Raw genomic sequence first — 12,714 nt, 5'->3', positions numbered from 1 at the left:
GATGCCCGACTCCGGCATGCGGGTGAAGCGGTGGCCGCTCGCCGACTGGCGTCGCACCGTCCTCGGTCTGCTGCGCCGAGGGTGGCAGCCGATCGCCGTGTCCCAGGTGGAGGAGCAGCGCGCGGTGCTCGCCGAAGCGGGTGCGACCGTGGCACCCGACCTGGCCCTGCGGGCGCTCGCGGCCCTCTGTGCTGCCGTCGCCGAGCGGGACGGGCGGGCCATCGGCGGCGACACGGGCCCCGTTCGGCTCGCCTCCGCCTCCGGGCTCGCCGTCGTGGGCCTGTTCGGGCCGACGCTGGGCGAGCGGTACGGCTATCGCGGCAGCGGGGCGGTGAACCTGCAGGGCCACCCGGGATGCGACGTGCGCAGGCCGACCGCGATCACCGAGCAGGAGTGCTGGTGGTCGGCGCGCTGCCCGCTGACCGAGGACCACGCCCCCCGCTGCATGGCCGGCATCGGGGTCGACAGCGTGCTCGCGGCGGTCGGGTCCTGACGGCCCGGTTCAGCTGCCGGCGGCCAGCGAGCAGGTCTGCTCCGCCGCGGTCTGACCACGAAGCCCGGCCACGACGTCGGCGTCGGTACTCGCGCTCGCGGAGGGCGACGGCGACGGCGACGCGGTCGCGGTCGCGGCCTTCTTCTTCGCGTTCTTCAGCGTGGTGCTGAGCCCCAGCGCGTCCTTGTCGAGGGCGATCGCCTTGTCCTGCTGGACGCGTTGCATCAGCACGGACGCCAGCGCGGTGGACGGCACGACCTTGTTGGGGTTGACCGGGTCGGCGGCGGTCGGGTACTGCACGAACACCATGTGGTTCAGCCCGACCGACTTCACGGCGAGCGCCATCTGCACCATCGTGTTCGGATCGGCGAGCGACTCCGACAGCGTGATGCTGTCCGCGGCGCTGCTCGCCAAGCCGTAGAGCTTCGTCGGGTTCGACAGCGTGCCGGCGGAGGTCATCGTCCGCATCAGCGACGACATGTACGCCTGCTGCGACGCGATCCGTGAGAGGTCGCTCTTGTCGCCGACGCCGTGACGGCTGCGGAGGTAGGCGAGCGCGGTGCGCCCCGTGACGACCGTGACGCCCTTCTTCAGCTTGAGGCCGGCGTCGGGGTCGTCGATCGCCCTGTTCACGCAGACGGGGACGCCGCCCACGGCGTCCGCCATCTTCACGGTGCCTTCGAACGAGAACAGTGCGGCGTAGGGGATGTTCAGGCCGGTGAGGTTCTCGACGGTGCCGACCACGCAGCTCAGCCCGCCGCGGGCGTACGCGACGTTGAGCGGCTGCGCCGCCATCGCCGAGAACACCTCGTTCGTCTGGGGGTCCGCGCACTGCGGGTGGGGGATCACGAGGTCGCGGGGCAGACTGACGACGGTCGCCTTCGAGTGGTCCGCGGAGACGTGGATGACGATGTTCACGTCGTTCAGGGTGCCTTCGCGGGCCGCGCCGAAGCGCTTCTGGCCGGGGGCGTTGTCGGCGCCGACGAGCAGCACGTTGAACGAGCCGTTCAACGCCGTGATGTTCGGGATCGTGTTGTCGTCGCCGAGCGGCACGGCCCCGTCCTTGAACTGCTCGCCGAGGTGCCACACGCCGTAGGCCGCGACGGATACCGAGCTGATCGCCAGCACCGTCACCATGACGAGCAGGGTGCGGCCGAGACCGCCCCAGATCGATCGGGTGCGACCGGTTGCGTGGCGGGCGGCGGCTCGGGTGTCGTCACGCAACGGGGCTCCTCCTCACGACACGTCTCGTCCTGGGCGCAGGCACGGGAGAGCGACCGGATCGATGGCACTGTAGGCACCCGTTCTCGTCACATCGGGAAGGCGCACCGGTGAGCCTCCGCCCTGCACGGGCGTGCAGGGCTGCGTGGACACGCAGGGAGTCAGTCGCGCATCCGCTGGTAGGCGTCCAATGCGGCCTGGCGGGACCGCTTCAGGTCGACGACCGGTGCGGGGTAGTCGGTCGCTGCCGCCGCGTTCCAGGGCTCGTGGCGCCCCTTCGCGTCGAGGGGCCGCAGCTCCGGCACCCACTCGGCGATGTACTCGCCGGCCGGGTCGAACTTCTGCGCCTGCAGCACGGGGTTGAAGACGCGGAAGTAGGGGGCGGCGTCCGCGCCGGAGCCGGCGACCCACTGCCACTGCGCCGCGTTGTTCGCGGGGTCCGCGTCGACGAGCGTGTCCCAGAACCACTGCTCGCCCAGCCTCCAGTCGTAGCGGAGGTTCTTGATGAAGAAGGAGGCGGTGACCATCCGCACCCGGTTGTGCATCCAGCCAGTCGCCCACAGCTGCCGCATCCCGGCGTCCACCAGGGGGATGCCGGTCCGGCCCTGCTGCCAGGCCGCCAGCACCTCGTCGTCCACCTCCGCCCAGGGGAACGCGTCGAAGTTCCGGTGGACGTTGACGGTGTCGAGATCGGGGTGGGTGTCGAGCAGGTCGTAGTCGAAGTCGCGCCAGCCGAGCTCGGTGAGGAACTTCATCCGCACGTCGGCAGGAGCGTCGGCACCCTGCACCCGATGCCACAGCTGGTACGGGCTGATCTCCCCGAACTTGAGGTGCGGTGACAGCCGTGAGCTCGCCTCCGCTGCCGGCTCGTCGCGGTGCGCGGCGTAGCCGGCGAGTCGATGCTGCACGAACTCGTCGACCCGCCGGTGCGCGCCCTTCTCGCCTGGCGTCCACGTGTCGGCCAGGCCGCCGGACCAGTCGGGTTTCGTCGGGAGCAGCCCGAGGTCCGCCAGGTCCACGCTGTGCACCTCGCCCGTCCAACCGTCGATCGCGGCAGGAGCCGGCAGCGGGTCACGGGGCGTGCCGGCGCCCGACAGCGCGCGGAAGAAGGGGGTGAACACGGCGAACCGGTCGCCGCTGCCGTTCAGCACCTCGCCCGGCTCGTGCAGCAGCGACGCGGTGTGGTCCGAGACCGCGGCGCCCGCCTGCTCCGCCGCGAGGCGGGCCCGATCGTCCTGCTCGCGCTCGCCGCGGACGTAGCGGCGGTTCATCGTGAGCAGCCCGGCTCCGGTCCGCCGCATGACGTCCGCGACCTCCTCCGCACCGTCGCCGTGGCGGAGCACCAGCCGGGAGCCGCGCTTCTGCAGCGACGCGTCGAGCGCTGCGAGGCTGTGGTGCAGCCACCAGCGGCTCGCCGCACCGAGGGGGCGACCTGCGCCGCCGGAGTCGTCGAGCACGTACACGGGGAGCACCGGCCGGCCGGAATCGATCGCCTCGCGGAGCGCGGGATTGTCCGACACGCGAAGGTCGTCGCGCAGCCAGACGACGGCGGGGGAGTCCTGCTCGGGCATCGAGCGACGGTATCGAGGCCCGCTGCGAGCGGTGCTCAGCGGCCGGGGGCGTCGGCCGCTTCCGGCCTCTCGGCATGGGAAAGGGCCGGCCGCAGAGGCGGCGGCCGACCCTCGTTCCCTTGCACCAAGAGTGTCCTGCAATCACACACGCCGTTCGCCACAGCAAACGTTCGACGCGGAACGAACATATAACGGTCCGATAACGGGCGCTACTGCCGACGGCGTGTCGCACCCCCGGACTTCCTGTGAGCACCTCGGGCGACCCTGTGCCGGCCTCGCCACCTCCGCCCGGATCCGCTCAGCGGCCGAGCGAAGCAGCTGCGCCGCAGCAGCGGCGGCGAATCTCCGCGAAGTCGAGGCGCCCTCGCCGAGCGAAGCAGCTGCGCCGCAGCAGCGGCGGCGCAGCAATAGGTTCAGAACCGGTCGGGGCTCGGGGCCTCGCCGTAGCGGATGACGACGTCGGCGTGCCGGTCGAAGCGGTAGCCGCCGCCGCGCACGGTGCGGACGACCTCGCCGTACTCGCCGAGCTTGGCGCGCAGGCGGCGCACGTGCACGTCGATGGTGCGCTCGTTCGGCACCTCGTGCTCGGCGTCGGACCAGAGCGCATCGATGATCTCGGTGCGGGTCACGGTGCGGCCCTCCCGGAGGACGAGGAACTGCAGCAGCTCGAACTCGCGGTAGGTGAGGCCGGCGGTCTCGCCGTCGATGCGCAGCTTCTTGCGGCCGAGGTCGAGCGTGAGGCCGGTGCGGCGCTTCTTGGTGGTCGCGGGCTGGGCGGGAACCCGGTCGGCGAGCGCGCGGCGGACGATGTCCACGTCGCGGCCGCCGAGGCCCGCAGGTGCGAGTGCGACGGCGGCGTAGGTCTCCGCGCTCGGCACGAGCTCGGCGGTGAGGGCGCGGAGCGCCTCGACCAGGGCCGGGAGGTCGACGCCGGCGGCACGGGCCTTGTCCTCGTCGAGACCGACGTAGAGGGCGAAGCCGCGGGCCTCGCTGCCGTCGGGGACGATCCGGAGCGACGGCTGGGTGGCAGTGCGGGTGGTGGGCAGGGAGGTGATGGTCGCGAGCGACATGGGGTACGAGTCCTTCGAATGCGGCCGGCTCATGAAGAGCACACGGCCAGGTGCTGAAACTGCGGGAGGAGCGCGCAGAGCTGCGCGGGGCCCGGGCGAGTGCCGGGCGGACGTCTACCGAAGGGTCAGCGACACATTCGACGGCTGGTGAAGCCGCACATCATCGTCTGCGGTGCCTGACGGGCCGGAACGGCGGTCGTGCAACGGAGGTCGGATGACATGGGATGCATTCTGACCGCGTCTGAGGGACGTGTCAACCAGCCACGGCCGAAACGGTCGGTTCAGTCCCCGACCGTGCCGTAGAGACGGTCGCCCGCGTCGCCCAGCCCGGGGACGATGTAGCCCTTCTCGTTGAGCCGCTCGTCGAGCGCGCCGAGCACGATGGTCACGTCGCGGCCCTGCGTGCCCTTCTCGATCGCCGCCAGCCCCTCGGGTGCCGCGATCAGGCAGATCGCGGTCACGTCGCGAGCACCGCGGTCGAACATGAAGTCGATCGCGGCGAGCAGGCTGCCGCCGGTCGCGAGCATCGGGTCGAGGATGAAGCACTGCCGGGACTCGAGATCGGCGGGCAGTCGCTCCGCGTAGACCGACGGTTCGAGAGTCTCCTCGTTGCGCACCATGCCGAGGAAGCCGACCTCCGCGGTCGGCACGAGCTTCACCATGCCCTCGAGCATCCCGAGGCCGGCGCGGAGGATCGGCACGACGAGCGGCACCGGCGTGCTGAGCGCGAGGCCGTCGGCCGGGCCGACGGGCGTCTCGATCCGGACGGGTTCGGTGCGCACCGAGCGAGTCGCCTCGTACGCGAGCAGCGTCACGAGCTCCTCCGCGAGGGCGCGGAAGGTCGGGGACGGCGTGGTCCGGTCCCGCAGCACGGTGAGCTTGTGCGTGATCAGCGGGTGGTCGGCGACATGCACGCGCATCCTGCAAGGCTAGCGAGGGAGACGGGAGTGGGGGATGGACGCGGATCACGAGTCGATGGGTCTGGCGCTGGCCGAGGCCGCTCGCGCCCCGGCCCACGGGGACGTCCCGGTCGGCGCGGTCGTGCTCGACATCGGTGGCGCCGTCATCGGCCGCGGGCGCAACCGCCGCGAGGCGGACGGCGATCCGTCGGCGCACGCGGAGGTGGTCGCCCTGCGGCACGCGGCGGCGACCCGCGGGCGGTGGCGGCTCGATGGCTGCACGCTGGTCGTGACCCTCGAGCCCTGCACGATGTGCGCGGGCGCGCTCCTGGCCGCGAAGGTCGGCCGGCTCGTGTTCGGCGCCTGGGACGAGAAGGCCGGTGCGGTCGGGTCGGTGCTGGACGTGGTCCGTGACCGGCGGCCGGCCACCGGGGTGGAGGTGGTCGCCGGGGTGCGCTCGGCCGAGAGCGCCGAGCTGCTGCGGAGCTTCTTCGCCGAGCGGCGGGACGTCACTCCAGAGCGCGGATGACGATCGCCTCGGTCGGAGTGGCCTGATCGGCCGCGATGTCCGGCTCGACGTGCACGGCGGCGCCCTGCGGCGCGAGCCTGGCGACCGTGAGCTGCACGTGCGCGATGACGGTGACCACATCGGACAGCGGCAGCAGCGGCGGCAGGCCGACCCTGACGATCACGACCGCGCGCTCCGTGCCGTCCTCGTGCGCGAGACGGACGAGGGGCACGGTCCGGACGTTCCTCACGCGGCCGACGGCCTGCGCGATCGTGCGCTGCGTCTCCGAGTCGCTCATGTCCGGTCCCTCCAGCTGGCCGCCGAGTGTAGGCGCCCGAGGTCCGCGCCTCGGGAGTGGATGCAGACGCCGAACGGCATCGTGCTCGGCAGGTGGACCGCATACGCTCGTTCCCGTGCCGGACCTGTTCGACGTCATCGCGGACCCGACGAGGCGGGAGCTTCTGAACGCGCTGCTCGCGAGCGCCGAAGCCCCTGACGGCACCGGCGAGGTGAGCGTGGGCCAGCTGGTCGCCGCGCTCGGGCTCAGCCAGCCGACGGTGTCGAAACACCTGAAGACGCTGCGCGAGTTCCAGGTCGTCTCCGTGCGCGAGCAGGGTCAGCACCGGTACTACCGGCTGGAGTCCGCGAGCCTCGAGCCGGTGGCGCAGTGGCTCGGCGCGTTCCTGAAGCCGGTCGTCGCGGCGGGGTCCGTCCCGGACGGACTCGACGAGGTCGTCCGGCTGGCTCCCACGCATCCGCTCGCGCCGCGAGCCCGGACGGCGGCGGTGCGTCTCGGCTCGACCGCAGCGACGATCGTCGGCCGACTGCGCCGCTGATTCGGTCTGTACCCGCGTTCGGGGGACACGTAGGGTGGTGTCTGTCCCCCGGTGGGCGAGGACGTTCGACGGCTTGAGGGGGATCCGTGCCCGGTCTGAACGATGCGCGCTTCCTCACGGTCGCAGAGGTTGCCGACATGATGCGGGTGTCCCGCATGACGGTGTACCGGCTCGTGCACTCGGGCGAGCTGCCCGCGATCCGGTTCGGGCGCTCGTTCCGCGTGCCGGAGTCGGCGGTCCAGGTCGCGATGTCGAACCACGTCGCCGACGTGTCCCGATCGGCCTGAGCAGGACCACGTCGAAGCGTCCGGCCCGGCCGCTCTAGACTGTCGGGGCTCTTCCGCGCCCATCCACCACCGCGCGGGGCATCACGCAACGTCAGGAGAACACATGGGTTCCGTCATCAAGAAGCGCCGCAAGCGCATGGCGAAGAAGAAGCATCGCAAGCTGCTCCGCAAGACGCGTCACCAGCGCCGCAACAAGAAGTGAGCCGGCGCGGCGCGCGTCGCCGCGACTGCTCCGGGCCGGTCGTCAGTGAGCGGCGGGTCGCGAGGCGGCTCTGACCCGCTTCCGCTCGGTGCGGATGCTCGCCGGATCGAGGGCGAGCACGCGCCAGCCCTCGGCTCGAGCGTGCCGCTCGAGACCGTGGTCCGGATTGACCACCACCGGCGTGCCCACGACGTTCAGCAGGGGCAGGTCGTTGCTCGAGTCGCTGTAGGCGAAGCAGTCGGCAGGCGCGAACCCTCGCTCCTCCATGATCGTCTGAGCCGCACGGCCCTTCTCGGCGCCGTGCATGGTGCCGGCCGTGAAGCGGCCGGTGAAGACGCCGTCGACGATCTCGAGGCCGCTGCCGATGCCTGCGGTCGCGCCGAGCGACGCCGCGAGTTCCTGCGCCAGGAAGTCGGGCGTCGCGGTGATGAGGTACACCTCGTGCCCCGCATCGAGGTGCGCGCGCAGCAGCGCGTGCGTCTCGGGCCAGATCCGCGGCCGCATCGCGCTGACCACGGTCGTCGCCAGGGCGTGCACGCGGTCGGCGCGCTGTCCTGCGAGCAGCTGCATGCCGCGGTCGCGCACCTCGTCGAGCACGGACAGCCGCTCGCCGTGCTTGCGGAACGACAGGGACTTCCAGCCGAACCTGGCGAGGTCCAGCCATGTCACGATGCCGAGCGACCGCGAGGCACGGGCGAGGAACAGCAGGCTCGCACCGTTGACGAGCGTCTTGTCGACGTCGAAGAACGCGGCCACCGGCAGCGTCCGGGCAGGGGTCGCGGCGTCGTCGGTCATCGCCTCGCCAGTGTACGGGCGGCCTCCTCGCGGCGGACGACGGCCGTCTCCGGCGGGGTCGTAGCCTCGAGGGCGTGCTGATCCCCTCCCTGACGCTCATCGGCAAGCCCGGGTGCCACCTCTGCGACGAGGCCCGCGAGGCCGTCGCGCGGGTCGTCGGCGAGCTGGAGGCGGACGGTGTGGCCGTCTCGGTCGTGGAGCGCTCGATCCTCGACGACGCGGACCTCGACGTGCGCTGGCACGACGACATCCCCGTCGTGCTGATCGGCACGGCGTTGCACGACCGCTGGCACGTCGACGCCGATCGCCTCCGGCTCGATCTGCTGGCCGCCGCCGGCCTCGGCGACGAGGGCGGGTCCTAGCTGCCGTGCCCTGACGCACCGACCTGGTCGACGGGTATGGCGTCCGGTTCGGGTGACGGGTTCCACGCCTTGATCGCCGACCAGACGACGCTCGCCGTCGGGGTGGACAGGATCGCGCCGAGGATGCCGCCGACGATCGTGCCGGCGGTCAGGGCGAGCAGGATCACGAGCGGGTGCAGCGACAGCGAGCGGCCCATGATCACGGGCTGCAGGAAGTTCCCCTCCAGCTGGTTCACCACCACCACGATGCCGACCACGATGAGCGCCGTCGTCAGGTCGTTGAAGACGAGCGCGACCAGCGCGGCGACGATGCCCGCGAGCGTCGCACCGACGACCGGGATGAACGCGGTGACGAAGACCAGGACGGCGAGCGGGAGCGCCAGCGGGACGCCCAGGACGAACAGCCCCGCGCCGATGAAGATCGCGTCCACCAGCGCGACGAGCGCAGTCCCCCGCACGTAGGCCCCGAGCACGCGGATGCTGCTGTCCCCGATCCGGACGGCCCGCGCGTGGGTCTCGCCCCTCAGCGGGCGGATCAGGAACGTCCAGATCATGCGGCCGTCCCGGAGGAAGAAGAACAGCACGACGACGAGCAGCACGAGCGCGGTCGCGAAGTTGCCGGCCGCGGACAGTCCGGACAGGGCCGTCGAGCCGAACGACGAGCTCGTGAGGTAGGAGGCGGCGCCGTCGATCGCCTTCTGCACCTGGGTGCTGTCGATCGTGAGCCCGAAGCCCGCGGCGAACTTCTCCAGCTGCTGCACGCCCCGGGTGATGGCATCGCTGAGCTGCCCCGCCTGCCCCGCCACCTGGAAGCCGACGAAGGTCAGCACGCCGCCGAGTACGCCGACGACGATCAGCAGCGTCAGGACCGCCGCGAGCACGTTCGGCAGGTGGAGGCGCACCAGCAGCCGGGTCAGGGGACTGAACGCGGCGGCGAGGATCAGCGCCAGCAGCACCGAGATGACCACGATCTTCAGCTGCAGGCCGCCGAGCACCACCACTGTGGCGAGGCCGAGCACGATGATCACCTGCAGGCACCGGGTGGCCAGCGTGCCGAAGCCGTCCGTCCACAGTGGTGCGAGGCGGCGCCGCGGCGGGAGGAGGTCGGGCTCGTCGGTCATCCACCCATCATCCTGGGCGTCGTCTGAGTGCAGGGTTGAGGCAGCCTGAGCGGACACCGGGGGCCTGCTCATGGCAGCAGGCGGTTGGGCCCCCGGAAGAGGTACGTGGTCTCGCGGATGCTCGCCCTCTCCAGCATGAGCATGAGCACCCGCGCGAGGCCCATGCCGAATCCGCCATGCGGCGGAATGCCGTAGCGGAAGAACTCGAGGTACGACTCCAGCTCCGCCGGGTCGAGGCCCTTGTCCTCCACCTGCTCGAGCAGCACGTCGATCCGGTGCTCGCGCTGGGCGCCCGTCGAGATCTCGGTGCCGCGGTAGACGAGGTCGTAGCTGTTCGTGAGGCTCGGGTCGTCGGCGTGCCGCATGTGGTAGAAGGGCCGGATCCCAGTCGCGTAGTCGGTCACGAAGACGAAGTCGTGGCCGAACTCCTCCAGCACGTAGGCGGAGATCCGGCGTTCCCCCTCGGGGTCGAGATCGCCGTCGGTGCGGGCCACGACGTAGCCGCGCTCCGCGACGATCCGGATCGCCTCCGTGAGGGGGATGCGCGGGAACGGCACGGTCGGCACCTCGACGCGTATGCCGAACAGCCGCTCGATGTCCGCGCCGTGCTGTTCCGCGACCGCGGTGAATCCGGCGACGAGCACGGCTTCGTGCATCGCCATCACGTCTTCGTGGGAGTCGATCCAGCTGATCTCCGCGTCGATGCTCGTGAATTCGGTCGCGTGCCTGGCGGTGAAGGAGGGGTCGGCGCGGAACGCGTCCGCGATCTCGAAGATCTTGCCGAATCCGGCGGCCTGCGCCATCTGCTTGAAGTGCTGCGGGCTCTGCGACAGGTACGCGGTGGTCTCGAAGTACGGGACCTGGAACAGCTCGGCGCGCGACTCCGACGGGCTGTTCATCAGCTTCGGCGTGTGCAGCTCGATGAAGCCGTGCTCGACCCACCACACGCGCAGCGCGTGCTCGAAGGTCGTCTGCACCCTGAAGATCAGCGCGTTGAGGGGGTTGCGCAGGTCGAGGAAGCGGTGGTCGAGCCGCTTGTCGATGGAGGAGTCGGCCGCGATCGGCTGCTCGGGGTCGCTCGCGGCGACGACGTCGAACGCCTCGACGCGCACCTCGATGCCGCCGAGCTTGACCCGCTCGTCGTGCTTCAGCGTCCCTGCGACGCGGACGAAGCTGCCGAGCGCGACGCCGGAGATCGCGAGCGAGATCTCGTCGTCCCCCTCCGGCCTCGGGCGTACCAGCTGCACCGCTCCCGATTCGTCGCGGAGCACGAGGAACTGGACCTTCTTCTGATCCCGGACCGTCTCGACCCAACCCGCGACGGCGACGGAGCCGTCATCGAGGGGGGCGAGCTCGGAGATGAGAAGGCGGTCAGTCACGGTCCGAGAGCCTACCGACGTCCGTTTTGAAGGAGATCCTGCGATTGCTGCGCAGGATCTCCTTCAAAACGGAAGCCTGCCGCGCACTTTTCTACGGGCTGTCGCACTTGGACCTCGCTGCGCTCTCTACACTGCGGGGGTGGTCGCTCGAGCCCTGCATCTCGTCCGCCACGGTGAGGTGCACAACCCCGCCGGGGTGGTCTACGAGCGACTTCCGGAGTTCCGGCTCTCGGACCGCGGCAGGTCGATGGCCGCGGCGACCGCCGGGTGGCTCGCCGACAAGCCGGTCACGCGCCTGATCGCCTCCCCGCTGCTCCGCACCCAGCAGTCCGCGCGGCCGATCGCAGAGACGTTCGGGCTCGAGGTGGAGCCCGACGAGCGCGTCATCGAGGCCGGCAACCGGTTCGCGGGCCGCCCGGTCGGCAGGGCCACGCTGCTGAGCCCGCGGGACTGGCTGCTCTTCGTCAACCCCCTCCGTCCCTCCTGGGGCGAGGCGTTCACCGTGATCCGGGATCGGATGCGCCTGGCCGTGCTCGAGGCGCTGCGATCGGGGGACGACGAGCACGACGTCGTGATCGTTAGCCACCAGCTGCCGATCTGGATGGTGCATCGCAGCGTCGAGGGCGCTCCGCTCGTGCATGATCCGAGGAGGCGCCGGTGCGCGCTCTCCTCCGTCACGAGCTTCGCCGTGCGCGACGGTCGCCTCGTCGAGACCGGCTACGCCGACCCCGCCGCGGGGATTCCGGCCACGGATCAGGGCGCGACGTGATCCGCACGAGGCGCATGCTCGCGCCGGCGCTGGCCGCGGTGCTGCTGCTGGCGGGCTGTACGGAGCAGGGACCGCAGGTGCCCGACTCCGGCTATCTCACCGGCAAAGGTGTCGTCACCGAGTGGGAGAAGCCCACGACCGGGCCGGTCACCTTCTCGGGGAAGACCTCGGACGGCTCGACCTTCTCGTCCAAGCAGTACCTCGGCAAGGTCGTCGTCGTGAACTTCTGGTTCGCGGGCTGCCCGCCCTGCCGGGCTGAGGCGCCGACCCTGAACGCGCTCGCGACGAAATACGCGGGGGACGTGCAGTTCGTCGGGATCAACGTGACCGACGACAGCGTCACGACCGCGGGTTTCGAGCGCACCTACAAGAGCACCTACCCGAGCATCGTCGACCAGGAGCAGGGCGCGTCGGTGCAGCTCGCGTTCGCGGCGAGCAGGCCCCCGAAGGCGGTGCCCTCGACATTCGTGCTCGATCGGCAGGGTCGCGTCGTCGCCCGGGTCGTCAGCCTCGCGAACGAGTCCGTGCTCAGCACCCTGATCCAGGACGCCATCGACGGGAAGGCCGCGTGATCGTCCCGGACTCCGTGCTGCTCGCGGCCCCGATCGCACTCGCGGCCGGGGCGCTCTCGTTCGCGTCCCCGTGCGTGCTGCCGCTCGTGCCCGGCTACCTCGGCTTCGTCGGCGGCCTCGATCGGACGGGCGATCGGGCGCGGAGCCGGGTCGTGCTCGGCGCGGCCCTGTTCGTGCTCGGGTTCTCGCTCGTCTTCGTGCTGACATCCATCGTGTTCGGGGCGGCCGGATACGTCCTGATCGAGTACCAGGACTTGATCACCCGTGGCGCCGGCGTGCTCGTGATCGTGCTCGGCCTCGTCTTCGTCGGTGGCCTCGGCCCGCTGCAGCGCCGCCTGGCTCCGGAGTGGCGGCCGCGCGCAGGACTGATCGGCGCCCCGCTGCTCGGAGCGGTGTTCGCCGTGGGCTGGACGCCGTGCCTCGGCCCGATGCTGGGCACGATCCAGATCCTGGCGCTGTCGACGGGCTCTCTCGGCACGGCAGCGGCGCTCGCGGTCTGCTACTCGATCGGGCTCGGGCTGCCGTTCGTGCTGCTCGCGCTCGGGTTCGGCTGGGCGACGGGCGCCGTCCAGGTCCTCCGGCGCCACATCCGGGCCATCAACCTGGCCGGCGGGGGGCTGCTGGTCGTC

17 protein-coding genes are annotated in these 12,714 nt (G+C 71.2%); 9 read left to right on the top strand and 8 right to left on the bottom strand.

What is annotated here, in order from left to right:
• The coding region (locus ACFE67_RS01875; protein ID WP_375405171.1) for a glycosyltransferase family 9 protein at nt 1–493 on the top strand (493 nt) is incomplete at its 5' end.
• A gap of 9 nt (nt 494–502) precedes the next feature.
• Here ACFE67_RS01875 and ACFE67_RS01870 read toward each other — a convergent pair.
• From ACFE67_RS01870 to upp, 4 genes are all read right to left on the bottom strand, one after another.
• Nucleotides 503–1,717, bottom strand: a complete 1,215-nt coding sequence (locus ACFE67_RS01870; RefSeq protein ID WP_375405170.1) for an LCP family protein — start codon at nt 1,715–1,717, stop codon at nt 503–505.
• Between the two features lie 158 nt (nt 1,718–1,875).
• On the bottom strand, nt 1,876–3,285 hold the full coding sequence (locus tag ACFE67_RS01865; protein ID WP_375405169.1) for a cryptochrome/photolyase family protein: 1,410 nt from the start codon (nt 3,283–3,285) through the stop codon (nt 1,876–1,878).
• A gap of 413 nt (nt 3,286–3,698) precedes the next feature.
• The gene (locus tag ACFE67_RS01860; RefSeq protein ID WP_375405168.1) at nt 3,699–4,355 is read right to left on the bottom strand and encodes a winged helix-turn-helix domain-containing protein; all 657 of its coding nucleotides are present in this window, start codon (nt 4,353–4,355) and stop codon (nt 3,699–3,701) included.
• Between the two features lie 281 nt (nt 4,356–4,636).
• The gene (gene upp, locus ACFE67_RS01855; protein ID WP_375405167.1) at nt 4,637–5,275 is read right to left on the bottom strand and encodes a uracil phosphoribosyltransferase; all 639 of its coding nucleotides are present in this window, start codon (nt 5,273–5,275) and stop codon (nt 4,637–4,639) included.
• A 34-nt stretch (nt 5,276–5,309) separates the two neighbouring features.
• Here upp and ACFE67_RS01850 point away from each other — a divergent pair, with 34 nt between their 5' ends.
• Nucleotides 5,310–5,783 (top strand): nucleoside deaminase, encoded by a 474-nt coding sequence (locus ACFE67_RS01850; protein WP_375405166.1) that lies wholly within the window; start codon nt 5,310–5,312, stop codon nt 5,781–5,783.
• Here the strand turns inward: ACFE67_RS01850 and ACFE67_RS01845 are convergent.
• Nucleotides 5,764–6,060 carry a hypothetical protein gene (locus ACFE67_RS01845; RefSeq protein ID WP_375405165.1) on the bottom strand — a complete coding sequence of 99 codons (297 nt, stop codon included), beginning with the start codon at nt 6,058–6,060 and terminating at the stop codon, nt 5,764–5,766. The two genes, ACFE67_RS01850 and ACFE67_RS01845, sit on opposite strands and share 20 nt — an antisense overlap.
• 115 nt (nt 6,061–6,175) lie before the next feature.
• Here ACFE67_RS01845 and ACFE67_RS01840 point away from each other — a divergent pair, with 115 nt between their 5' ends.
• The 3 genes from ACFE67_RS01840 (at nt 6,176) to ACFE67_RS01830 (ending at nt 7,087) form a co-directional block, all read left to right on the top strand.
• Complete coding sequence (locus ACFE67_RS01840) at nt 6,176–6,598, top strand: ArsR/SmtB family transcription factor (protein ID WP_375405164.1); 423 nt, start codon at nt 6,176–6,178, stop codon at nt 6,596–6,598.
• An 86-nt stretch (nt 6,599–6,684) separates the two neighbouring features.
• Nucleotides 6,685–6,885, top strand: coding sequence for a helix-turn-helix domain-containing protein (locus tag ACFE67_RS01835; protein WP_375405163.1), 201 nt, complete (start codon nt 6,685–6,687; stop codon nt 6,883–6,885).
• A gap of 103 nt (nt 6,886–6,988) precedes the next feature.
• Nucleotides 6,989–7,087, top strand: a complete 99-nt coding sequence (locus ACFE67_RS01830; RefSeq protein ID WP_003792170.1) for a 30S ribosomal protein bS22 — start codon at nt 6,989–6,991, stop codon at nt 7,085–7,087.
• A 42-nt stretch (nt 7,088–7,129) separates the two neighbouring features.
• On the opposite strand, the gene ACFE67_RS01825 is transcribed toward ACFE67_RS01830, so the two are convergent.
• Nucleotides 7,130–7,882, bottom strand: a complete 753-nt coding sequence (locus tag ACFE67_RS01825; protein ID WP_375405162.1) for an HAD family hydrolase — start codon at nt 7,880–7,882, stop codon at nt 7,130–7,132.
• Nucleotides 7,883–7,956: 74 nt separating this feature from the next.
• Between ACFE67_RS01825 and ACFE67_RS01820 the strand changes: the two genes are divergently transcribed.
• The gene (locus ACFE67_RS01820) at nt 7,957–8,244 is read left to right on the top strand and encodes a glutaredoxin family protein (RefSeq protein ID WP_375405161.1); all 288 of its coding nucleotides are present in this window, start codon (nt 7,957–7,959) and stop codon (nt 8,242–8,244) included.
• Here the strand turns inward: ACFE67_RS01820 and ACFE67_RS01815 are convergent.
• Nucleotides 8,241–9,365: an AI-2E family transporter gene (locus ACFE67_RS01815; RefSeq protein ID WP_375405160.1), complete on the bottom strand. Its 1,125-nt coding sequence runs from the start codon at nt 9,363–9,365 to the stop codon at nt 8,241–8,243. The two genes, ACFE67_RS01820 and ACFE67_RS01815, sit on opposite strands and share 4 nt — an antisense overlap.
• A gap of 68 nt (nt 9,366–9,433) precedes the next feature.
• A complete protein-coding gene (gene aspS / locus ACFE67_RS01810) occupies nt 9,434–10,744 on the bottom strand; it encodes an aspartate--tRNA(Asn) ligase (protein WP_375405159.1) in 1,311 nt (436 codons plus the stop codon).
• Between the two features lie 139 nt (nt 10,745–10,883).
• Here aspS and ACFE67_RS01805 point away from each other — a divergent pair, with 139 nt between their 5' ends.
• From ACFE67_RS01805 to ACFE67_RS01795, 3 genes are all read left to right on the top strand, one after another.
• Nucleotides 10,884–11,513 carry a histidine phosphatase family protein gene (locus ACFE67_RS01805; protein WP_375405158.1) on the top strand — a complete coding sequence of 210 codons (630 nt, stop codon included), beginning with the start codon at nt 10,884–10,886 and terminating at the stop codon, nt 11,511–11,513.
• Nucleotides 11,510–12,085: a TlpA family protein disulfide reductase gene (locus ACFE67_RS01800; protein WP_375405157.1), complete on the top strand. Its 576-nt coding sequence runs from the start codon at nt 11,510–11,512 to the stop codon at nt 12,083–12,085. Before ACFE67_RS01805 ends, ACFE67_RS01800 begins: the two co-directional genes overlap by 4 nt.
• The coding region (locus ACFE67_RS01795; RefSeq protein WP_375405156.1) for a cytochrome c biogenesis CcdA family protein at nt 12,082–12,714 on the top strand (633 nt) is incomplete at its 3' end. The genes ACFE67_RS01800 and ACFE67_RS01795, both read left to right, overlap by 4 nt.

It is taken from the genome of uncultured Amnibacterium sp., assembly GCF_964244015.1.
GTDB lineage: Bacteria > Actinomycetota > Actinomycetes > Actinomycetales > Microbacteriaceae > Amnibacterium.
The sequence above is the reverse complement of the archived record's forward strand: the minus strand, read 5'-3'. Positions and strand labels throughout refer to the sequence as shown.

Coding starts and splice junctions, on each gene's coding strand:
- ACFE67_RS01865 (WP_375405169.1), bottom strand. CDS start 3,285: ATGCCCGAGCAGGACTCCCCCGCCGTCGTCTGGCTGCGCGACGACCTT.
- ACFE67_RS01860 (WP_375405168.1), bottom strand. CDS start 4,355: ATGTCGCTCGCGACCATCACCTCCCTGCCCACCACCCGCACTGCCACC.
- upp (WP_375405167.1), bottom strand. CDS start 5,275: ATGCGCGTGCATGTCGCCGACCACCCGCTGATCACGCACAAGCTCACC.
- ACFE67_RS01850 (WP_375405166.1), top strand. CDS start 5,310: ATGGACGCGGATCACGAGTCGATGGGTCTGGCGCTGGCCGAGGCCGCT.
- ACFE67_RS01845 (WP_375405165.1), bottom strand. CDS start 6,060: ATGAGCGACTCGGAGACGCAGCGCACGATCGCGCAGGCCGTCGGCCGC.
- ACFE67_RS01830 (WP_003792170.1), top strand. CDS start 6,989: ATGGGTTCCGTCATCAAGAAGCGCCGCAAGCGCATGGCGAAGAAGAAG.
- ACFE67_RS01825 (WP_375405162.1), bottom strand. CDS start 7,882: ATGACCGACGACGCCGCGACCCCTGCCCGGACGCTGCCGGTGGCCGCG.
- ACFE67_RS01815 (WP_375405160.1), bottom strand. CDS start 9,365: ATGACCGACGAGCCCGACCTCCTCCCGCCGCGGCGCCGCCTCGCACCA.